The organism is Ruegeria sp. YTSA072, from assembly GCF_059610285.1.
Genome location: NZ_JBXWNI010000010.1, coordinates 65,657 through 85,893, shown reverse-complemented (window position 1 = coordinate 85,893; position 20,237 = coordinate 65,657). Strand labels below are relative to the sequence as shown.

Annotated in this window: 20 protein-coding genes; 7 read left to right on the top strand and 13 right to left on the bottom strand. The window is 53.8% G+C overall.

The annotated features are described in order from the left end of the window. Window positions 1-33 precede the first annotated feature (33 nt). The 8 genes from AC2FIB_RS16465 to AC2FIB_RS16430 form a co-directional block, all read right to left on the bottom strand. Window positions 34-777: a ribonuclease activity regulator RraA gene (locus AC2FIB_RS16465; RefSeq protein ID WP_170750430.1), complete on the bottom strand. Its 744-nt coding sequence runs from the start codon at window positions 775-777 to the stop codon at window positions 34-36. A 16-nt stretch (window positions 778-793) separates the two neighbouring features. Beyond that, window positions 794-1,717 (bottom strand): sugar kinase, encoded by a 924-nt coding sequence (locus AC2FIB_RS16460; protein WP_480720339.1) that lies wholly within the window; start codon window positions 1,715-1,717, stop codon window positions 794-796. Between the two features lie 72 nt (window positions 1,718-1,789). Next, complete coding sequence (locus tag AC2FIB_RS16455; protein WP_496736475.1) at window positions 1,790-2,533, bottom strand: SDR family NAD(P)-dependent oxidoreductase; 744 nt, start codon at window positions 2,531-2,533, stop codon at window positions 1,790-1,792. Between the two features lie 54 nt (window positions 2,534-2,587). Next, entirely contained in the window at window positions 2,588-3,523 is a 936-nt protein-coding gene (locus tag AC2FIB_RS16450) for an NAD(P)-dependent oxidoreductase (RefSeq protein ID WP_496736473.1), read from the bottom strand. Next, entirely contained in the window at window positions 3,471-3,905 is a 435-nt protein-coding gene (locus tag AC2FIB_RS16445; protein WP_170519537.1) for a GlcG/HbpS family heme-binding protein, read from the bottom strand. Before AC2FIB_RS16445 ends, AC2FIB_RS16450 begins: the two co-directional genes overlap by 53 nt. Before the next feature lie 19 nt (window positions 3,906-3,924). After that, window positions 3,925-5,211 (bottom strand): TRAP transporter large permease, encoded by a 1,287-nt coding sequence (locus AC2FIB_RS16440; protein ID WP_058272447.1) that lies wholly within the window; start codon window positions 5,209-5,211, stop codon window positions 3,925-3,927. A 2-nt stretch (window positions 5,212-5,213) separates the two neighbouring features. Continuing rightward, window positions 5,214-5,747, bottom strand: a complete 534-nt coding sequence (locus tag AC2FIB_RS16435; protein ID WP_496842411.1) for a TRAP transporter small permease — start codon at window positions 5,745-5,747, stop codon at window positions 5,214-5,216. A gap of 76 nt (window positions 5,748-5,823) precedes the next feature. Further along, a complete protein-coding gene (locus AC2FIB_RS16430; protein ID WP_496736471.1) occupies window positions 5,824-6,798 on the bottom strand; it encodes a TRAP transporter substrate-binding protein in 975 nt (324 codons plus the stop codon). A gap of 322 nt (window positions 6,799-7,120) precedes the next feature. Here AC2FIB_RS16430 and AC2FIB_RS16425 point away from each other — a divergent pair, with 322 nt between their 5' ends. Then, complete coding sequence (locus tag AC2FIB_RS16425) at window positions 7,121-7,789, top strand: GntR family transcriptional regulator (RefSeq protein ID WP_496736469.1); 669 nt, start codon at window positions 7,121-7,123, stop codon at window positions 7,787-7,789. A 24-nt stretch (window positions 7,790-7,813) separates the two neighbouring features. Here AC2FIB_RS16425 and AC2FIB_RS16420 read toward each other — a convergent pair whose 3' ends face one another. Together AC2FIB_RS16420 and AC2FIB_RS16415 are read right to left on the bottom strand one after the other, a co-directional pair. Then, a complete protein-coding gene (locus AC2FIB_RS16420) occupies window positions 7,814-8,332 on the bottom strand; it encodes a redoxin domain-containing protein (protein ID WP_170750418.1) in 519 nt (172 codons plus the stop codon). Window positions 8,333-8,939: 607 nt separating this feature from the next. Continuing rightward, a complete protein-coding gene (locus AC2FIB_RS16415) occupies window positions 8,940-10,328 on the bottom strand; it encodes a tetratricopeptide repeat protein (protein WP_496736467.1) in 1,389 nt (462 codons plus the stop codon). 81 nt (window positions 10,329-10,409) lie between these two features. Here AC2FIB_RS16415 and AC2FIB_RS16410 point away from each other — a divergent pair, with 81 nt between their 5' ends. From AC2FIB_RS16410 to AC2FIB_RS16385, 6 genes are all read left to right on the top strand, one after another. Continuing rightward, window positions 10,410-10,718 carry a hypothetical protein gene (locus AC2FIB_RS16410; protein WP_496736465.1) on the top strand — a complete coding sequence of 103 codons (309 nt, stop codon included), beginning with the start codon at window positions 10,410-10,412 and terminating at the stop codon, window positions 10,716-10,718. A gap of 4 nt (window positions 10,719-10,722) precedes the next feature. Continuing rightward, a complete protein-coding gene (gene gntH, locus AC2FIB_RS16405; RefSeq protein WP_109312726.1) occupies window positions 10,723-12,177 on the top strand; it encodes a guanitoxin biosynthesis MBL fold metallo-hydrolase GntH in 1,455 nt (484 codons plus the stop codon). 83 nt (window positions 12,178-12,260) lie between these two features. After that, window positions 12,261-13,370, top strand: coding sequence for an HlyD family secretion protein (locus AC2FIB_RS16400; protein WP_282121415.1), 1,110 nt, complete (start codon window positions 12,261-12,263; stop codon window positions 13,368-13,370). A gap of 29 nt (window positions 13,371-13,399) precedes the next feature. Beyond that, complete coding sequence (locus tag AC2FIB_RS16395; protein WP_496736462.1) at window positions 13,400-14,086, top strand: ABC transporter ATP-binding protein; 687 nt, start codon at window positions 13,400-13,402, stop codon at window positions 14,084-14,086. After that, window positions 14,086-15,489, top strand: a complete 1,404-nt coding sequence (locus tag AC2FIB_RS16390; protein WP_496736460.1) for an ABC transporter permease — start codon at window positions 14,086-14,088, stop codon at window positions 15,487-15,489. Before AC2FIB_RS16395 ends, AC2FIB_RS16390 begins: the two co-directional genes overlap by 1 nt. Window positions 15,490-15,507: 18 nt before the next feature. Then, entirely contained in the window at window positions 15,508-16,161 is a 654-nt protein-coding gene (locus AC2FIB_RS16385; RefSeq protein ID WP_271950326.1) for a DUF3299 domain-containing protein, read from the top strand. Window positions 16,162-16,671: 510 nt separating this feature from the next. Here AC2FIB_RS16385 and terL read toward each other — a convergent pair. Genes terL through AC2FIB_RS16370 form a run of 3 tightly spaced genes read right to left on the bottom strand, consistent with a single transcriptional unit; the run spans window position 16,672 to window position 19,946 of the window. Next, window positions 16,672-18,150 (bottom strand): phage terminase large subunit, encoded by a 1,479-nt coding sequence (gene terL / locus AC2FIB_RS16380; protein WP_496842408.1) that lies wholly within the window; start codon window positions 18,148-18,150, stop codon window positions 16,672-16,674. Next, window positions 18,137-18,559 (bottom strand): DUF5681 domain-containing protein, encoded by a 423-nt coding sequence (locus tag AC2FIB_RS16375; RefSeq protein WP_496842407.1) that lies wholly within the window; start codon window positions 18,557-18,559, stop codon window positions 18,137-18,139. Before AC2FIB_RS16375 ends, terL begins: the two co-directional genes overlap by 14 nt. After that, complete coding sequence (locus tag AC2FIB_RS16370; RefSeq protein WP_496842406.1) at window positions 18,534-19,946, bottom strand: site-specific DNA-methyltransferase; 1,413 nt, start codon at window positions 19,944-19,946, stop codon at window positions 18,534-18,536. Before AC2FIB_RS16370 ends, AC2FIB_RS16375 begins: the two co-directional genes overlap by 26 nt. Between the last annotated feature and the right edge of the window lie 291 nt (window positions 19,947-20,237).

Genomic DNA, 20,237 nt, shown 5'->3' with positions numbered 1-20,237 from the left:
TCTGACAAAACCTACATTGCAGCGATTCAGACATCAGTCAGAGAGCCGCGCGCGCCAGACCTCAAATCGTTCGAGAACGTCTGGGTCGGTTGCAGGATAAAGTCCAATTACGGGGGTGCTTTTTCGCACCTCTTCCAGAACGAAGCGTTCGAACAGCTCCATTGGGCCTGCCTCGATCGCAATGTCATCGGCGAGGTGGCGTGGGATAATCATGACACCATCGCCATCACCCAGAACGATGTCACCAGGATAGACCGCCACGCCGCCACACCCGATTGGCAAACCGATATCTACCGCATGATGTTTCGTAAGGTTGGTTGGGGCAGACGGTTTTGCAGCAAAGACTGGCATCTCAAGTGCTGCGGCACCGTCGGCGTCGCGAATTCCACCATCCGTGACAACGCCCGCTGCTCCGCGCATTTCCAGTCGCGTCAAAAGGATCGAACCTGCCGAGGCCGCCGATGCATCCTGCCGACAATCCATGACCAATACCGCGCGTTCAGGACATGTTTCCACGGCCACGCGCTGCGGGTGATCTGGCTCACGAAACGCCTCGATCGGGTCGGTGTCAGGCCGAGCAGGAATGTAGCGCAGTGTAAAAGCCGGGCCGACAAGGGAGGGCTTGCCCTTGCCCAATGGGGCAACGCCTTGAACATAGGCGTTTTGATAACCGCGTTTGTAAAGCAGCGTGGCCACAGTCGCTGTGCTGACCTTTGACAAGCGATCAAGCGTATCCGGATGCAGTTTGATCGTTTCGGCAGGCTGAGGGTTCGGCAAGGGCTGGATCCTTCTGCTAAGGCTGTTGGCAACTATCGAGCAGGCTTTGGTTGACGGGAACAAGTGCACCTTTGCCTTGCACGACATGCCCTGCCAGTTTGCAGGCCAGTGCTATGCTGTCAGGTAAGGATTTTTCCGTTGCCAGCCCCGCCAGAATGCCAGCGTTGAAACTGTCGCCTGCAGCAGTCGTATCCACAACCGAGGCCAGAGGCGGAACATGGACAGAGCCCTCTGCGCCGCGAGTACGAAAAATGACCGTTTCTGCGCCATTCTTGACAACGATCGTTTCTGCACCCGCCCTTGCATAGCGCTGCAAAGTGGCCGCGGGGTTCATGTCGCTGAACCAAAGTGCCTCGTCCTCGAATGATGGCAAGGCAATATCGCTAACGGCGGCCGCCTGCATGATGTTCTCGGTCATCTCAGAGGGGCTGTCCCAAAGATGCGGGCGCAGATTGGGGTCGAAGGCAATCCGTTTTCCGGCACGCCGCGCTGACCGAGCAACGTCAAGCAAGGCAGCGCGCCCTTCAGGGTTCAAGATTGCCAGAGTGATGCCCGAGAAATAAATGAGATCAGATTGCGTCATGGCGTGGGCAAGTGCTTGCTTGTCTTGGGCCAATAGGCGTGCGGCCGACTGGCCGCGCCAATAGGTAAAACTGCGTTCCCCGTTGTTTAGCGTGATAAGATACAACCCCACTGAACGGTTTGGCACGATCCGCACCTTCTGGGTGTTGACCCCGCTTTCGCGCATGACACTCAGCATCCGTGATGAGATGGCGTCATCTCCGACGGCTGTAAAATAGGACAAGGGCGTTTCGGGTGTGAGTTGGGCCAGATACCAAGCTGTATTGAACGTGTCTCCGGCGAACCCCATTTGATACGTGCTTGGCGCGTCAGTTGGGGCCATTTCGGCCATACATTCACCTATCGCGAGAATTCGCATATTCCGGTTTCCAGTACTTCGAAGTTTGGCAAACGGTAGCGTTCGACAATTAGGTAACCTGTTCTGCAGTGGTCACGAGAACAGCATCCCACCATTGATATCGACATTGGTCCCGGTCAGATAAGCCGAGTCCTCGCTTGCCAGAAACGCCACGAGGTTCGCAACGTCCTGAGACTGGCCTTGCCGCTTGAGCGGCGCAGCAGCTTCTAGCCCCCGACGGCCTGCATCGGGAGTATGGATGTTATGGAAATCCGTGTCGATCATGCCTGGGCAGATTGCGTTGACACGGATATCCGGACCCAGTTCTTTTGCAAGACTACGGGTGAGCGTCATGACCCCGCCTTTTGACGTTGCATAAGCCGACGCACCCGGGCCACCACCGTCGCGACCCGCCTGACTGGCGATGTTTACAATGGCCCCGGATTTCATATGCAGCAGTGCCGCTTTGACCATAAGAAACGTGCTGGTCAGGTTGAGATCCATGACAGCCTGCCAATGCTCAAGCGACATCTCGGCGATTTTCTTGCGCGCGATCAAACCTCCGGCATTGTTCACCAGAATGTTCAGGCTGCCATAGGTATCGACCGTCTTGGCGATCAACGCATCGACCTCTTCGGGTTTGTTCAGGTCGCCTTGCATTGCAAACGCCTGTCCACCGATCTTTTTGATCTCGGCTACGGTTTCCTCGGCGCCGGCACTACTGGCGAAGTAGTTCACCGCGACATTTACCCCTTCGGAGGCGAATTTGACAGCGCAGGCGCGCCCGATATCGCGGCCACCACCCGTGACAATTGCGGTCTTTCCCTGAAGTCTCATGGTTGCTCTTTCCCGTTCAATTGGTGCTGCTATGCGTGACTGATGGATCTGACGCTAAAGCTTGGCAAAATAGTCGAAGATTTCCGGCACGTTGCCGTCGCCCATGCCTGCGTCCGCTGCTGCCTGAAGGTTGTTCGCGGTTCCTTCAGCGATCTCGGCACGAGTGCCCACGTCCTCGGCCAGCTTCAAGAAGTATCCAAGATCCTTGTTGGCGTTGTTAATCGAAAACCCCAAATCGCTGACACCATCCACCGCGTAGTTCTTACAAAACTGCATAAAGGGGGAATTGGACGGTCCAGCTGACATGATGTCAAAAAGCTGCTGTTTGTTTACCCCTGAGCGTTCAGCCACAGCAAAGGCTTGGCTCATGGTGCAAGCTGTCGTCATGCCCATATAATTGTTGATGAGCTTGGTCACATGGCCCGCACCCAGTTCGCCGAGGTGAAAGACATTTTCCCCCAGTACATCCAGGACAGGTTTCACCTTCTCAAAGGTGGCTATATCGCCCGCTGCCATGATGTTCAGCAAACCGTCCTTGGCGTGCGCGGGTGTGCGTCCCAGCGGCGCATCAATCATACCAGCACCTTTTGCGGCCAAGTCTGTGCCGATTTTGCGTGTGGACGCTGGGATCGAGGTGCCAAAGTCAATGACCACAGCACTATCTTTGATGCCTGCCAGGATGCCGTCATCGCCGTAGATCAGGCTTTCTACGACATCCGATGTTGTTACACAAAGCATCACGATATCGCTGTTTTCAGCAAGCTCGCGTGGCGTTGTAACCTCTACAGCACCGCGGTTGACAGTGGCTGCGACGGCTTCCTTGTTCCGACCCATAACAACCAGATCAAAACTGTTGTTTTGCAGGCACTTTGCCATGTTACCGCCCATAAGACCGAGGCCGATGAAACCGATGACGGGTTTTGTCATATCTGACTCCTTAAACTCTTTCCAATTGGGCTTCGCAGAGCGCCGTGACCCCTGCCTGTGCAACTTCGAGATCCTGAGCTGGCGAACCCGAGCTGACACCGATCCCGCCAACCACCTGTCCGTCGACCGTCACGGGAAGGCCACCTGCAACGGTCACCATTCGTCCGCCGAGCGTTGAGGATATTCCGTGTGCGGCCATGCCAGGCTGATTTGCTTCACCAAGAGCATCGGTTCCTTTTTGGATACCGGTTGCAGTGAAACTCTTGTCGATGGCCAAAATGATGCTGGTAATCTTGCCACCATCCATCCGTTCAAACGCGATGAGGTTGCCGCTTTCATCTGTGACGGCAATACACATCGGCACGCCGATTTCCTGCGCTTTGGCTCGCGCTCCTGCGATCAACTTACCCGCGTCATCGATGTCCAGGCGTCTTATTGTCAGCATCGCCACATTCTCCTTTGATTTACGGGCCAATGATCAGGTTCGGCAGCGTCAGCGATATTGCCGGTACAAAAGTGATCAGCATGAGCGCGGCAAAGATGGCGAGGTAGAAAGGCCAAATCGTTTTGACCGCTTTCTCCATCGGTAGTTTTCCAACCGCACACCCCACAAAGAGACATGTCCCGACAGGCGGCGTGCAAAGACCAAGACCGAGGTTCACCAAAAGGATCATGCCGAACTGCAGCGGGTCGATACCCAGCATGTTCATCACCGGCAGGAAAATCGGTGTGCAGATCAGGATCAACGCGGCCATGTCCATGATCATCCCCAAAAGCAACAGGACAGCATTGATCATTAACAAGATCAGGATCGGGTTTTCTGTGATACCCAACAGGAATTCGACCGTTTTCGTCGGCACCCGGTTGAACGTCAGCATATAGGCAAAAGCACCGGCACAGGCGATCAGAATCATCACCATAGAAGTTGTGCGTACCGAAGAGATAACGGCAGTTTTAAAGTTTTCCCAGGACAGGCTACGATAGACAACAAGCGTCACGACAAAGGCATACATTGCCCCGAACGCGCCGGATTCAGTCACCGTAAAGACGCCTGACAAGACCCCTCCGACAATAATCACGGCCGTCAATAAACCCGGAATCGAACCCACAAAAGCAATGGCAAGTGCGGTCCAACCTGGAAACTGCTCGGCCTGATAGCCACGCTTGACCGCTACGACGTACGCTGCAATTGCAAGGCAGCAACACATAAGGACGCCGGGCACAACGCCAGCCAGAAACAGTTTTGAGATTGAAACAGCACCGCCCGTTGCAAGGGCAAAGATGATCATGTTGTGGCTGGGCGGAATGATGATCCCGGCAATTGATGACGTCACTGTGACGTTCACGGCATAGTCGGCATCATAACCTTTGTCTTTCATCACCGGGATCAGGATCGACCCAAGGGCCGAGATATCGGCAATCGCCGATCCGGAAATGCCACCAAACAACATGGACGAGAAGACATTGACGATGCCAAGTCCACCGCGCACAGCGCCTACGGCGGCCTGCGCAAACCGAACCAACCGGATCGCGATACCACCATGAAACATAAGCTCGCCCGCAAAGATGAAGAACGGGATCGCCATTAGGGAAAAGACGTTGATCCCCGACACGATACGCTGGAATCCAACAAACAGCGGCAATCCTTCAAACCAAAAGGAAGCCAATGCAGCGATACCAAGGGCGTATGCCACTGGCGCACCGATGATGACACAAAGGGCAAAAACCCCCAACAGAATCATGAGTCCCATGACTATCCCTGATCTATGTTGTCTTGGCGTTCGTCTCGGCCCAGAAACAGGCGGATCAGATGGCCAGTGGAAAAAAGGAACACTAACGCGCCGCTGATTGTCAGTGGCAAGGAGCGCAAGCCCTCTGACCATTGGATGAGCGGGATCAGGGTGTTCCATTTGAATATGGTCAGCTCGATCCCGTACCAAAACATCATGCCACCGAAACCTGCCATCAGGACATCAGAGACCACGACGAATACCGTTCGCAAAGAGGGCGGAACTATATTGCGGAACACGACGACAGAGAGGTGCGTGTGATTGTGCACACCCGCAGCCGCACCAAGAAACGCGATAACCATGACCAACAGCAGTGAAACCTGCTCGACCCACGTGGGCGTGTTGTTCAGAACGTAGCGGCCGAAAACCAGCCAGGCAAAGATCGCTGTCATAACAACAATGGCGACGCCAGACAGCAACATGCAAGCTCGTGCAAGCAGATCAAGAATCCTGTCCATTTTGCGTATGGCGGCAGGTGGGGTATCGGGCTCTTGCATTGGATTTCCTCTGAGACAAAACGCCCGGCATCCAATTGGCGGAGCCGGGCGCTCAAAGTTGAACTGTTAAGACAACTTATTCAGTGGCTTGCGCCATTTCCACCAACGCCTTCATGTCAGGATTTGCAGCCAAATAGTCTGCATAAACCGAATCCATTGCGGACTGGAATGGGCCTTTGTCGGCAATTTCGTTGACCGTGATGCCAGCCGCTTCAACATCTTTACGCGCTTGCTCAGAGCCAACTGCCCAAAGCTCACGCTGGACCAGTGCGGCTTCTTCTGCTGCACCGCGCACAGCGGCCTGCAGCTCAGGAGACAGCGCATTGAATTTGGCCGTGTTCACGCAGATGCACTCGGGGATAATCAGGTGCTCGGACAACGAATAATTTGTGGTCACTTCATAGTGACCGACATTTTTGAACGACGGGAAGTTGTTTTCCGCACCATCAACAACGCCGGTTTTCAGTGCTTGCTGAACTTCGGAGAAAGCCATTGGAGACGGGTTTCCGCCCATAGCTGAAATCATCGATGTATAAAGATCGTTGTTCATCACACGGATTTTCAGACCTTCGACATCTGCGGGCGTGTTGATCGGCTTTTGGCTGTAGAAGGAACGCGCGCCGGCATCAAACCATGCCAGTGGCAGAACGCCTGCTTCACCCATCGCAGCCGAAACAACCTCACCGGCGTCGCCGTCCAGCACGCGGAACATGTGCGGCACATCCTTAAAGATGAAAGGAAGCGATACAAGGTTAGCTTCTTTCACCATTGGGCCAATGGGACCGAGGTTGAAGTTACCGACCTCGATTGCGCCGATACGAACCTGTTCAAGGGCGTCCGGTTGGGAACCAAGAACACCACCGTGGAACACATCGACGGTAACTTCGCCGTCTGTAGCTGCGTCAACCAGTTCGGCAAACTTGTCCATCGCAGCTGTGTTTGGGTGGCCGTCGTTGTGGATGTTCCAGGCGCGCCAGTTGTCGGCTGAAGCAGACGTTGCAATGAGTGCCACAGCGGTCGCAGTCGCAAAGAACGATTTCGTGAAAGTCATGGGTTCTCCTCCCCGATTAATTTTGGACAGGATTTGGCTTTCATGGAATTTCAGAGACCGTAAGCCACGTAGCTTTCGATTTCCCCCAAGAACCAGAATCGCTGCTGCCCCTAAAGGGACACTAGTATCCAAGTTATGTCAACTGTAGGCTTTTAGTATGTCAGATTGCTTGACAGTCGAAAGCGCAGGGCATTTGATAGGTGACAGGCCTACATTGGTCCACTCAAGCAAAATAAAGTAGAATAATTATTTTATTTCAATGCTCTAACAGTGGACCATTAAATTGAAACGTGACTAAGATAGAGGGCGCGAGCAACATACCGTGGAAAATATTGTCAGACGAACCACAACCGATGCGGTCTATGAAGCGCTACACGACGAGATCGTTTCGCTTGAAATTCTTCCCGGTACAAAACTATCCGAAACTGAGGTAGCCAGCCGATTCGGCGTATCACGCCAACCGGTTCGCAACGCATTCACAAGGCTCAGCAACGAAGATCTGCTCTTAATACGACCACAAAAAGCGACCGTAGTTCGAGGATTTTCTATGGAGCGTGTAGCTCTCGCGCGATTGGTCAGAATGGCGGTGGAGCTGGAGATCGTCCATCGAGCAATGGAAGTCTGGGACGCAACACGTGAAGCAAAACTTGCGGAAAATCTCGCCTTACAAGAGCAGGCGATCAGTGACGGTGATCTATCGGCGTTTCACGCGCTGGACTATGATTTTCACAAACTGATCTACGTGCTCAGCGGCAATCCGATGGCATTTGATGTAATGCTAGAATCCAAGCAAAAGGTTGACCGGCTTTGTATGCTCAGTCTTGAAAAGGGCAGTGCCGCAGACGCCATCCTCGCCGATCACCGAGAGATTGCACAGGCCATGGCGGCAGGAGACCATGATCAAGCGCAAGCCGCTGTCAGAACACACCTGTCCCGCCTCGACGAAACTATCGACTTCATCCACAAGACGCACCCAGGCTATTTTGAGTAACCGAGGCCATGCGATCTGGTGGTCTCAGGCCGTTCCTCGTTCCGGACGATCATTATCAATATTGAATTTCATGCCGTCCAAAAGCTCTTCCAAATCGGGACGTGCCGCAGGGCCGTTAGAGATATCGGCCAGCATCAGTGTTCCATTCGGACGGATGGCAAACGCGCCAGGTTCGGCGAACAGACCCGTCGTTTCTGCATCAGATAGAGGCGATGACACGTAAAGACCAAGCGCGCGCATTTGCGCTTCAGTCATTCCATAGCAAAGATCAAAATCCCAGCCGAATTCTGCTTTGTCTGCCGCAGCTTTTTCTTTGGTGTCGGCAGAGACAACAATAACGTCCATAACGTCAGCCCATGCCGACAGCGCCGCATTCAACTTGTTCAAAAAGCGCTTGCAGCGTGGACAATGCTTACCTCGATAAACAAACAACATGGTCCAGCGGTCTTTTTGTTGACCGATCGTAACCTGGTCATCAGACCCCAGCCTTAAAAAACTCATTTGCTCGATTTGCGCGCCGACATTTGGTTTGGCTGAGGTCATGAGTCGTTCCTTTCTTCTACAAACAAGGGCTTTGCGCGGATACCGTTAGCTTAGTTCATGTCACGTCAAGGCAATTATTGAAACCAAGATCGCGATATCATTTAGTGCTTGAAAGGCACGCTCGATCTAAGATTGCTGTCAGTTAACGAGGAATCACCGATACCTACCCGCCGTCACTCTACGCCCCTCATTGCAGCCGGGCTTCTAATGCCGTAACAGGTGTGAGCGCAACCAGCGTACTTGTGTCGAATTCAACGCGACCTGATCACCTGTGGCCCCCAAGAAAACTTTAGAATCGAGACCAGAACGTTCAAACGATCGGTCCGGTGAAACCCAAAACGTCACCGTTACTAGTTAACTGTAACTTTAGGCTCGAAGCCGTCGGTCGCTGCGCTTTGTACGAATGGCCGGTTTTGGTGAAAGCAACCATCAGCCGATTGCATCGTCAATGACCGCTATGCGGACAAATCTGCCGTTAGCTACAACAATTTCCGATGACCGCTTTCGGCGTACATTAACACTACCAAGGTATGTTCTCTTGTGTTGGCGGTAAAACACACTTTACGCACATGTGCCTGTCTCCAACCATGGCTCGAAAAGGAATATCTTAAAACCGCCATCCCGCATCTGTTAAGGCTGAAATCACTTCGTCCGATAGATTTGGACTGGAATAAAATGCTGCTAGAACAAGATCCGGCCTGAACTCTGGCCACGACTGTTTCAGTTTATTCAAGGTTGCATGTGCCTCTTTGGATTCGCCCAACCTTTGATAGGAAGCCGCCAAAAATACCAAAGACAGTGCACTGACGGGGTCACCATTGTCATTCGCAAATTTCAAAGACGCGATTGCTTCCCTAAACTCACCGATGTGAAAACTGGCAACCGCGTGAATGTTCCTGTGGGCAAATCGATGACTTCCTATCTCTCTGGGGTGGCTTGGGTCGCTGACGTCATACGCTTCTTCAAAGCGACCCATAACCAGTAGTATCACGCCGCGAAAGTCCAGAACGTTTCCGTCATTAGGTCGAAGCGACTGGGCGAGTGCTGAATATTCCAATGCTCTGTCATAGTCGCGAGAAACGTAAGATACCCATGCCATTGCCGATTGGCTCCAGCCGTTTGAGGGCGCAATGTCCACAGCTTTCTGTGCCATTTGTCCTGAATTCAGTATCAGCGCGTCACGCTCTTCCTCGCCTCGCGTTAGTAGAGCCTGGGTTCCCAGACTATGGGCCAATCCGGCATATCCACAGTAAAAATCGGGGGCCTCATTTATTGCCATTCTAAATATGTCGCTGGCCAGGATCTGGTTATCGATAGTTGCGATTGGAAAGAGCAGGCCCCGAGCTTGATCGCAGTAATTTGACGCCTGTACTGCAGCAGGTGATTTAGCGGATAGAGCCTGTCGCTCAAGTGAGCGCGCGGATGTCTTTGGGTTTAGATCAACAACCTGTTCCATGCGCCCGCCCAAGACGTAAGCAAGAGCAATGATCGCTATGGTGACAGCAGGGATGCCAATCAGCCAGGGTAATCTTGGCCTGAATGGCGTATGATCGACATTGCTCTGAATTGTACCAGAGCGGTCCTCGAACCAAGGCGCGTAGCCGCCGCTATCAATGTGAATGCGCAGATCGTCCCCAGCACCTGCCGTTTCATAGTACTGCTGAAGTTTCCGCCGTAACCGCCCCGCATCCACACGAACAACGTTGATGTGGCCGTCATCACTGGCAAAACTCTTGAAGTAAACATCCTGAGCGATTGTTTTGCCAAGAATAGCCTCGGATCTACCCGCAATGGCTTCTTCGACAACGTAGCTCAGAAAATTCCGAAGGCGTTCCGCCTTGCCAAATATGTCACTCGCCAATACCTGGTTCATCGCGTACTTCACACGGGTCGCGTGACGTTCCGGATCAAGGGTCAATTCTCTGTCGGGCATCTGAAACTTCAAGTTTCTCTGTATTTTCAACTCCATACTGTCAAATGAATATTTGAATGTCACCCTAATTTCACGGTGTAACCCTTCCGCGTTGCGCGATGTGCCCTCAGCCTGGTGCCCAGAGATGGACTAGGCGCCAGGGCAATGACGGACATCAACTTACTAGAGCTCGCTTTTCCGGACCAAATCAGCCGCATCCGAGTCATGCGAAAGAACCATCGTGGGTTCGAGGCACTTTGCGGTGACTTCGAGTTGCTCTCAGCCGAGTTGGAGAGGGTCCGGAAGGTCAATGAGCAGACGTCACCATGTCTGATCGATCCTGTCACCGAAAGCCTAGACGGGCTGGCCGAGGAAATCGCCGAGCATCTCTCTCGATTCACCAATTCAGAGATTGTCCCGAAAGCCATTTCAGAAGTGGTTCTCATATTCACCCAGGCTCGAACAAAGGACTGAAAATATGCTGCAAGACAGACAGAGGAAGTCAATTAAGTCACTCAGCGCACTCGCCGTCGCAGCGACATTGTTCGCCACAAATGCGTTCGGTCAGGCTCCTCCGGTACAGGAGCCCTCATCCCAAGAAGATATTGAGGCTGCACTGACTGGCGGCGTGCCAATGGGACGTTGGAAAGAGGGTCTGACCTTTGAGGGCATCTCTCCTCAACCGTGGTTGAAAAGTGCGGCGAACTGGTTCCCACGCACAGAAGATGTACAGCCCAACGAGATGAGAATTATCTTCATGGGATCTGCCCCGTTTATTCGCCCTGGGCAAATGAACACGGCGATTCTTGTTGAGTTGGGTAACGGTAAGATCTTCATGTTTGACATTGGTGAGGGCTCACCAGCGAACATCATTGCCAGTGGATATGCACTGAATGAAATTACCGATGTATTCATCACGCACCTGCACGTAGACCACTTTGGTGGGCTGCCGTACCTGTGGATGTTTGGAACCTGGGCAGGTGGATGGCACGAGCAGTTGACGGTCCACGGCCCATCCGGCCGCACCAAGGAGTACGGCACCGCAACTATGGTAGAAGGCATGAAAATGATGACCGGCTGGCACCGGGATGCGTTCAGCGTCTTTCCCGTTGGCAAAGGTTGGGACATCGAAGTCAACGAATTTGATTTCCGTGACAATGGCGGCGTGATCTATGATGAAGACGGGGTCAAAGTCACACATTGGCAAAGAAGCCATGCCAAGGACGGTGCGTCCGGATACCGGATGGATTGGAATGGCATGTGCTTCATCTGGACAGGTGACGGTCGACCCAACATGATCGATATTCCTTTTGCCAAAGGCTGTGATGTCTTCGTCACGGAACAGCAGCAGGAAATCATCGAAATCTCATCCGGAGTTCAAGGCGTGCCGCCATTCCTCGGGCGGTATACCGTCGATACCCATCACACGCCCAGCTATGCGGCCGGCTACATTGCCAACTTGGTGCAACCCAGGCTTCTGATGAACACTCACATGAGCTATGACCCCTATCAGATCGAGGAAACCGTGGCGGAAATCCGAGAGCACTGGAAAGGCCCCTATCACTTTGGAGCGCCTGACGGGATCGTTGTGAACGTCACCAAAGATCAGATATGGGTTCGAGAAGGCATCTTACCCGAGTTCCCAAACTCACGAGCACCGCAGTTTGACTTTAGCAATGGTCAGCTGATCGTGCCGAAGCCACCCCATCGGCGCGAAGACATTCAAGAACCCTACGTGCGCGATATGGAGATCGATCCTAAGCTGTACTATCCCGAGGGATATCATCCTGAGCTGCTGACAGAGTGGCCAGTTGATGACGACCTTGTTGTTCCTCTGGAAGCGCTTCCCGAAAATCTGAAAGAGAGTATGGGCGCGGCGTGGCGCCATCGTGAAGCCAACCGCAAAGTGTTGGAAGAGCAAGGTGACAACTAAGTCATCATGACAAACAGGGCGATCACTCGTAAGTTCGGGTGGTCGTTCGAGCTTTTCTGGAAACATCACGAAGGAATGAAGTCTTGTTAATCGTACTTGGCCTCTACTTTGGAATAGTCTGGCTGGTCTTTTCCAAGTTTCACCTTCTCCCCTGGAATGGATTCTGGAAAACTCTAGTTTACGGTGTAGCCGCTGTTATCGCTCTGGTGGTCATCGGTGCGCTGAACCACACAACTCCGACTGGCCCGGTATCCATTCAGGGTGTTTCAACGAATATTGCTCCGAACGTGGCGGGCACGGTTACAGAAGTCGTTGTGGAGCCAAACCAGGAAGTCGCAAAGGGCGAGACCCTATTTCGGATAGATAATGAGGTTTTCAAAGCCGAGGTTTCCCGGCTCGAAGCTGTCTTGGAAACTGCAAAGTCATCTGCCGACCAACTGGTATCAGATTTATCAGCTGCCGAGGCCGAGATTGAATCCCTGACTGCTCAGCTGACTTTCGGAATTCAGCGTCGCGATGACATCATCCGTTTGGAAGAACGCGGGGCATCAACCACGTTCCAACTGCAAGAGGCCGTCTCAACCATCGACCAGTTGACCGCGAATATCCGCGCAGCAGAAGCCCGGAAGACAAGCCTTGAGCGACGTATCGCCGCGAAGATCGACGGGCGTGACGCAGGTGTTGTGGAGGCCGAACAGACACTTGCGCAAGCTCTTTGGGATTTAGAGCAAACAGTTGTAAAAGCGCCGGGAAACGGCGTTGTCACGGCTGTATCACTACGACCAGGTAACCGCGCCACTCCGCTACAAGGGGCAATAACTTTTGTCAAACCTGGGGACTATGCAGTAATTGCTACTCTGCCCCAATCTAGTCGCGCTAATGTCTCGGTCGGTGACGAAATCCGGCTTGCATTTAGAACGGAACCCGGTGGAGAAATTACCGGCCGTATTTCCGATTTTCCGGTCGGAACTGTCGAAGGTACTGTTGATCTAAGATCAGGTCTTCCCTCATTGCGCGAACTAGCCGGGATATCCAGCTACATCGTATTGGTTGAACTACCTGCAGATGCAGACAGTAATTCCTTGCAATTTGGAACGTCAGGAACAGCTTTGGTCAAGACAGACAAAGCCGGAGCCATTGGTGTTTTGGCAGAGATCCTTTTCTGGATCACTAAAAAGCTCAATTATCTTTGAAAAACCAAGCCAAAGCATCTGTGTCATCAATGAAAACTGTAGAGCTCAAATCCTTGGTGTTTCGGTGGCCCGGTCAATCTGACCCGGTTCTCTCAGTCGATAGCTTCGATCTTGAGGCCGGGCAAAGCGTGTTTATGAGAGGCCCCAGTGGCAGCGGAAAGACCACGTTGCTCTCGGCAATTGCTGGCGTGATCGATGTACCGCAAAGCGCGGTTCGCGTTGCAGGCACGGATGTCGGGGCTTTGGCCGGAGGTGATCGTGACCGTTTTCGCGTGGATCATTTGGGGATTGTTTTCCAGGTCTTTAATCTCTTGCCTTGGCTCAGTGCGCTTGAAAACACGTTGCTGCCCTGCCGGTTTTCAGTGCAACGGCGCAATCGGTCGGGGCCAGACCCCAAAGCTACCGCAACACGGTTGCTAAGTGAGCTGGGTCTCGAGGATGCTGAGCTGATCGATCGACCTGCCAGCGCACTGAGTGTTGGGCAGCAACAACGCGTTGCGGCGGCGCGTGCTCTGATAGGGGCGCCTGAAGTAGTTTTGGCGGATGAACCCACCTCGGCTTTGGATGAGGAAGCGAAAGACACGTTTGTCCAGTTGTTGTTGAAGGAATGCAAAGCATCAGGGGCGAGTTTGTTATTTGTCAGCCATGATCGCAGCCTAGAAAAACAATTCGATCGGAGCGTTGACTTGCCGATGCTGAACGCAGGCAAAACGTGATGTTCAATCTTTGTTATAAAAGCCTTCTCAATCGCCGTTTTATCGCTGCGTTAACTGTTCTTAGCATTGCCTTGAGCGTGGCTTTGATTGTTGGGGTTGAACGACTGCGAACAGAGGCACGAGCGGGTTTTGCCAATTCTGCATCAGGGATCGATCTGATCATTGCGGCACGCGGAAACGATGTGCAGATCCTGATGGCAACGGTTTTTGGTGTCGGCACAACTGGCGCTGGTATCAGCTGGGATAGCTACGAGATGATCGAAGATCTGCCCCAGATAAGCTGGGCAGTGCCAATCATGATGGGTGACAACCACCGTGGATATCCCGTGATCGGAACGTCCGAGCAATATTTTGACCACTTTCGTCATAGTGGCGGCCGGCAACTGATATTTGCTGAAGGTGTTCCGTTTAAATCTCCAGATGGTGCAGTGATTGGAGCAGAAGTTGCTCAGGCTTTCGGGTACACGTCAGGCACTGAAATCGTGAATGCCCATGGCTCAGGGGAAGTCGCCTTTGATGTGCACGACGAAGCGCCATTCACAGTGACCGGCGTGCTGGGGCATACCGGGACGGCCGTCGACAGAATGGTTTTTGTCTCACTCGAGGGTTTTGACGCCTTGCACGAAGAACCTGCGTCAGAGGTTGCGGACCCATTCGTTTTGATCGAAGTACCAGAAGTCGCCAGAGAACACGAAGACCATGACCATGTGGAGTTAGACGAGCCCGACGAGCACGAAGAAGGGCATCAGGAACATGACGACCGTCATGCTCACGGAAGCGGCCATGAAGACGAGGGGCAAACTGTCACGACCTCTGACGGGCACGATCACGATGGCCATGATCATGAACCGGGGACCATCAACGCGATTTTTGCCGGGCTGGAGGAGAAAACGGCGGTGCTTTCAGTTCAACGGCAACTGGCAGACCATCGCGACGAGGCACTGACCGCTGTTCTTCCTAATGTTGCGCTGTTGCAGCTTTGGTCGATTACCAGTACGGCCGAGACAGCGCTGCGTCTGATGGCAGGCGCTGTGGCAGTGGCTGGAATGATCGGCATGGTGGTCATGTTGTCTGCTTCACTCGACAACCGGCGGCGTGAATTTGCGATCCTTCGATCCGTGGGCGCAACACCAGCCGGCGTCTTTTCCCTGATCTTGCTTGAAGCCGTTTTATTGTTGTCGGCCGGCATCGTGCTTGGAGTAATCGCGCTCAGCGCTCTCACGCTCGTGATAGATCCGATTCTTGCCGCAAATTTTGGGCTTCGCATCGGTGTTGGCCTGCCGAGTTTTCGCGAGGTTCTTCTCATAGCCCTAGTTTTCTGCTCTGGTCTTCTTGCCAGTATTATACCTGCGTTAAGGGTGTACCGTATGACGCTATCAGACGGACTGTCGGTGCGGCTTTGAATAAAAGGATCCGCTGAAATGAAGACCATTGCGCATTTTCTGAATATCTTATTCGCCTTTGCGATTGCGGGGCCTCTTCTAGCAGCGGATCCGCGCAACATAAGTTGGCAGGATCTCCTTCCTGAAGAGCGGCCTTACCACGATCCTTTTGCCACCCTAGAGTATTCTCAGGTCAATGCGTTGGCCATGCTTTATCGGATTGAGATTCTGCATGCGGACACTGCGGATGACGAGAAGCGCGCCGAAGCGTTTCAGATCCGCGAAGACCTCGTATCTCAAGGCCTTGACCCAGATTGGTTGTTTGAACAACGCGAAATTGTGATGAACCAACGGTTGATTGCCGCGCGCGAACCGAACCTTGACCTTTTGGGGGAGAACGTGCGTCTTCCCGGCTATCTCCTTCCCCTGGATATTGTCGACCAGAAGGCGGTCGAATTCCTTCTGGTTCCGACAGTTGGAGCCTGCATTCACACACCACCACCTCCAGCCAATCAGATGGTTTATGTGCGATACGAACAAGGCTTCGAAATCGACGAGTTATATAAGCCTGTCTGGATAAGCGGGGAAATGCGGGCACTGAGCAGGTCCCAGTCACTCAATTACGTGGACGGCCAGGCAAATATCGAAACCTCATATGCGATGGATGCGCTGTCGGTAGAAATCTATGACTGATCAGTCAGACTAGAGGTCCGTTCTATGGCTTCACCGGGATAAATCTTTGCACCGCACCCCTGTATCAGGATCTTTGGTTCGTGCAGATGTGACGCTGCAAATCTCTTCTGAAGCTCCTTGATGATCAATAGGGCGATTTTTTTGTCACGATCCGCCATTTCGTGACCACACCATTCCGCGCGTACGGGTTTCACAAGTACACCCGGCAACCCTCGCTGTTTAATCAGCTTATCATAAGTAGCGAGAACTCTTTTTCATTGCTCTTGATCGATCATGTTATCTCTTTGACCTATTGATCAGAGTTATTAATCGCATCGCATACCGCGCTTGTAAGCCGCCTTTCGTGCGTGTCGCAGCATCCGTTAGTTTGGGCTCGAAGCAGTCATCCGACGGCATTAGCGATGAGACTGGTTTGTGGTTGCGAGCGGTCATTGGGGCCGCTCTCAGGATTGGTCCGACATCGGCCCTCCCTGCACTATTCAACGAGTTTTCAAGCTTGACGCTGAGGTTCTACCGCCGTCTGACCCTCTCTCGATTGCGCTCCCGACGTTCGATGTTGATCCGGTGGTCCCGGCCCAATGCCCGGTAGAATCCCAGTCCCTTGGACCAGTTCAGAAAATGGGCAAAGCTGTCGACCTGATCGTCGTTGCGCCCGCGTGGAAAGGACTGAAGCTCTCGTTTGAATACCGGCAGCCAGGGTGCGTCTGCAGGCAGATACACCTTGCCCTCTTCGACAGGACCGCAAGCGGACTGGAACCGGGTTTCCTTGTCCTTGTCGGGTTTAATGCGTTCGTAGCGCCGACGGTCATCACGAAACAGCTCGTCCAAAAGAGGTTTGCCTGAGGCAGCATCTTCGATCAGAACGCGATCCGGTTCCCAACGGTGAACAAGCTGCAGTGCCTTGGCTTTTAGGTCTGGGTAGTCTACCTGCCCGCGCCAGACGTCGATAAGATACCACGCATTTTCGCGGAACCCCCAGGTTGTACAGGCCGAGAAGTCGGACCGGGGATCCGCTGACATGCCCGTATCCCAGCTCTGAACGACCAGCTGGAACCAACGACGATCTTCGATGGTCTCGTAGGTGCCAAACCACTCCCAGCGCAAGGGTGATCCGTCTGGCGCAATGGGGTTCTGCTGATACTGGCAATTGAACACGGCTGCGCCCATTTCACGACGCTTGGTATCCAGCGTGTTCTGATCCAGGCGCGACGGGCACAGGAGATCACCCGGCTTGCGGCGCATGACCCTTCCACGCCCAAGAGGAACCGTTTCATGGTCTTCGGCGATGGCAGGCAGATTCAGATGCCGATAGGTGCCGCGTTCGAGCAGATAACCCGGCGGATCCATCTCGTGCAGCCGCTGTGCAACCATAACCACACGCCCTTCGGCCGGGTTGTCGAAGCGCGACAGCAAGGTCCCCTCAATGAACTCCTGTGCCTTGACCAGCTCGGCCTCGGAACCCGCATCACCAGCTTTCAGCAGGTCATCGATGATGATGTAATCGGCGCCATGGCCAGTAACAGAACTGCCGATGGAGACAGCCTTGCGACTGCCTCCCTTTGTGGTGCGGATTTCTTCTGAGGTGTTGCCCTTTTTAGCCAAGACAGTTTCAGGGAACATTTCCCGGTACCAGCGCGCAGACATGATCCGACGACAATCTTCGGAATGCTTGCGCGCCAGATCCAGCCCGTAGCTGGCAACAATAATCTTGGCGCTCGGTGAGTGCCCAAGAAGATAAGCGACATATGCAACGGCCACGGTGACCGATTTCAGGCAACGCGGCGGAATGTTGATGATCAACCGCTTGTTCTCGCCGACGCGAACGTTGTCCAACTCATGGCACATGGCCCGCACATGCCAGGCCGGATCAAAGCTGCGGTCACTCCCCTGGTGCAGCGTGTCAAACACACGCCACACGAAGGGAAAGAAATTGTCCCGGCAAACCTCGCGCGCGGCTTGCTGGACCATTCTGGGATCAGGAGCCGTCATCTTCCGCCTCCTCATCTTCAGGACCGCCGTCACTGCCCAGTTGGCCGGAAAAGAAATCCCGGAGGATATCAAAGTCAACACTGTCCGGCTCAACCGCACAGGCGCTTTCTTGCGGCTCCATGTCACTCGTGTTGAACAGATCTGTGTCCAGCTTCAGCAGCGCCATCAGCATTTTCGTGTCACCCTTCAATGCGCTGGCCGTGACCCGCTTGGCAATTGCCTCCGCCTTGGAAATCCGGGCTTCCCGGTTGCCTTCGCGGACGGTGATCTTGGCTTCCAATTCGCGTTTCAGGCTGGCATTAGCACCTTTCGGGCGCCCTTTTGGATTGCCGGAGCGGCCTTTCTTGAACTGGGTTGCTTTGGGCGGTTTGCCGTAGCCCACCTCATAGTCCTTCGTATCGGCAGACATGATCCGCCTCCAGCTCTGAGGTGGCATTGGTTGCCGCAGAACGCGCATCGAACGTCTCGCCTGTCACCGCGTGCACGGCGTTCTCACCGGTCATCTTCTGCCAACGGCGGATCGCGACATCGACATAAGCCGGATCGAGCTCAATCAATCGCGCCCAGCGTCCGGTCTTCTCAGCCGCCAGCAAGGTTGCACCGGACCCTCCAAAGGCGTCCAGCACGAGATCGCCACGATGGCTCACATCCATGATGGCATCTGCAACCAGTGCCGTTGGCTTTACTGTGGGATGATCTGAAAGATCGGCCTCGCGCTCTGCCCCAAAGCTGTTCACTCCGGCATAATCCCATATATTGGTGCGGTTGCGCCCGTGTTTGCCCAATTCGACATTGTTGATATGCGCAGCACCGGGCTTCTTAAAGATTGCGACCAGCTCGTGCTTGGAGCGGTAAAGGCTGCCCATGCCTCCGTTTGTCTTGTTCCAGACGCAGAGGTTGATGAGGTCCAATCCACCTGCCTTGCCCGCCGCAATCAACTCTTCAATGTGACGCCAGTCCATGCAGATCATCGCAATGCCCCCGTCTGGCAGACGGCCAAACAAATGGGTAATCATGCCTGAAAGAAAGCCGCGGAACTCGCTATCCGACATTTCTCCCGACGCCATGGCAAATTCGCGATGAGCGCCATCGGTGCCACAGCGGACATGCCCATTGACCGGTACGTTGTAAGGCGGATCAGTGAAGATCATCTGTGGTGTCGCGCCTTCCAGCAAGGTGTCGTAGCTCTGGGCGTGCAAGGCATCTCCGCAGAAGATGCGGTGATCTCCGAGAAGCCAGAGGTCGCCCGGCTGCGTGATGACAGGTGCCGCAGGGTCCGGGTTGTCTACAGTTTCAGCTTCGGTCTCCGCAGCCTCGCTCGCAGCGTCGATGATGATGTCGATCTCCGGCGTTTCGAACCCGGTGATATCCAGATCAAAATCGAGCTCGCCATCAAGGCTGAGATCCATCAGCTTGGCAAACTCGATCTGCAGCGCCGCCTCGTTCCAGTCCGACAATTCCGCCAGCTTGTTATCCGCGATCCGCAGAGCGCGCACTTCTGCGTCTGACAAGTGATCCGCGACAACAGTCGGCACGGACGTCAACCCCAGGGCCTTGGCGGCCTCATAGCGGCCATGCCCCGCGATGATTGTGCCCGAACCATCCAACAGGATCGGGGTGACAAAGCCAAACTGGGCCACCGACGCTTTCAGCTTGTCGATATTCTTGGCCGCGTGCACGCGGTTGTTGTAGGCGTAGGGCTTGATCTGGCTGATCTGAGATTGGATGACTTTGTCCGCCATCCAGATCGGCGAGTTGGACGCCTGAACGTCACTTTGTGTTTTCTTGGCAGGCATAACCGCCTCCTTTCGTTTGACGCTCGTTAGCGTCGACAAGAAAGGATCGTGTTGGGAATTCGGAGAGAGCACGATTAACAACTCTCCGGACCAATCGATCCGGTTCGTTGCCCCTTCGAATGCTCTCTGCGGAAACCTGTGTTTCCAATGAGTGCTGCCTGCGGGAGCAGTTTCCCGCCCTGATAGTCCGGGCGATTGAGCCAAATGTAGGTGTCATCAATACGAGACGCAACCCCCAAACCAAAAGTAACCAAATCGTAACCAATTAAGATTGTTGACGAATAATCGGGG

Bases quoted from the DNA above. Each gene is read 5' to 3' on its own strand.
- gntH (WP_109312726.1), top strand. From the start codon at position 10,723: ATGCTGCAAGACAGACAGAGGAAGTCAATTAAGTCACTCAGCGCACTC.
- AC2FIB_RS16390 (WP_496736460.1), top strand. From the start codon at position 14,086: ATGTTCAATCTTTGTTATAAAAGCCTTCTCAATCGCCGTTTTATCGCT.
- AC2FIB_RS16410 (WP_496736465.1), top strand. From the start codon at position 10,410: ATGACGGACATCAACTTACTAGAGCTCGCTTTTCCGGACCAAATCAGC.
- AC2FIB_RS16370 (WP_496842406.1), bottom strand. From the start codon at position 19,946: ATGCCTGCCAAGAAAACACAAAGTGACGTTCAGGCGTCCAACTCGCCG.
- AC2FIB_RS16385 (WP_271950326.1), top strand. From the start codon at position 15,508: ATGAAGACCATTGCGCATTTTCTGAATATCTTATTCGCCTTTGCGATT.
- AC2FIB_RS16445 (WP_170519537.1), bottom strand. From the start codon at position 3,905: ATGCTGACAATAAGACGCCTGGACATCGATGACGCGGGTAAGTTGATC.
- AC2FIB_RS16435 (WP_496842411.1), bottom strand. From the start codon at position 5,747: ATGCAAGAGCCCGATACCCCACCTGCCGCCATACGCAAAATGGACAGG.
- AC2FIB_RS16455 (WP_496736475.1), bottom strand. From the start codon at position 2,533: ATGAGACTTCAGGGAAAGACCGCAATTGTCACGGGTGGTGGCCGCGAT.
- AC2FIB_RS16395 (WP_496736462.1), top strand. From the start codon at position 13,400: ATGAAAACTGTAGAGCTCAAATCCTTGGTGTTTCGGTGGCCCGGTCAA.
- AC2FIB_RS16375 (WP_496842407.1), bottom strand. From the start codon at position 18,559: ATGTCTGCCGATACGAAGGACTATGAGGTGGGCTACGGCAAACCGCCC.
- terL (WP_496842408.1), bottom strand. From the start codon at position 18,150: ATGACGGCTCCTGATCCCAGAATGGTCCAGCAAGCCGCGCGCGAGGTT.
- AC2FIB_RS16420 (WP_170750418.1), bottom strand. From the start codon at position 8,332: ATGACCTCAGCCAAACCAAATGTCGGCGCGCAAATCGAGCAAATGAGT.
- AC2FIB_RS16460 (WP_480720339.1), bottom strand. From the start codon at position 1,717: ATGCGAATTCTCGCGATAGGTGAATGTATGGCCGAAATGGCCCCAACT.
- AC2FIB_RS16440 (WP_058272447.1), bottom strand. From the start codon at position 5,211: ATGGGACTCATGATTCTGTTGGGGGTTTTTGCCCTTTGTGTCATCATC.
- AC2FIB_RS16430 (WP_496736471.1), bottom strand. From the start codon at position 6,798: ATGACTTTCACGAAATCGTTCTTTGCGACTGCGACCGCTGTGGCACTC.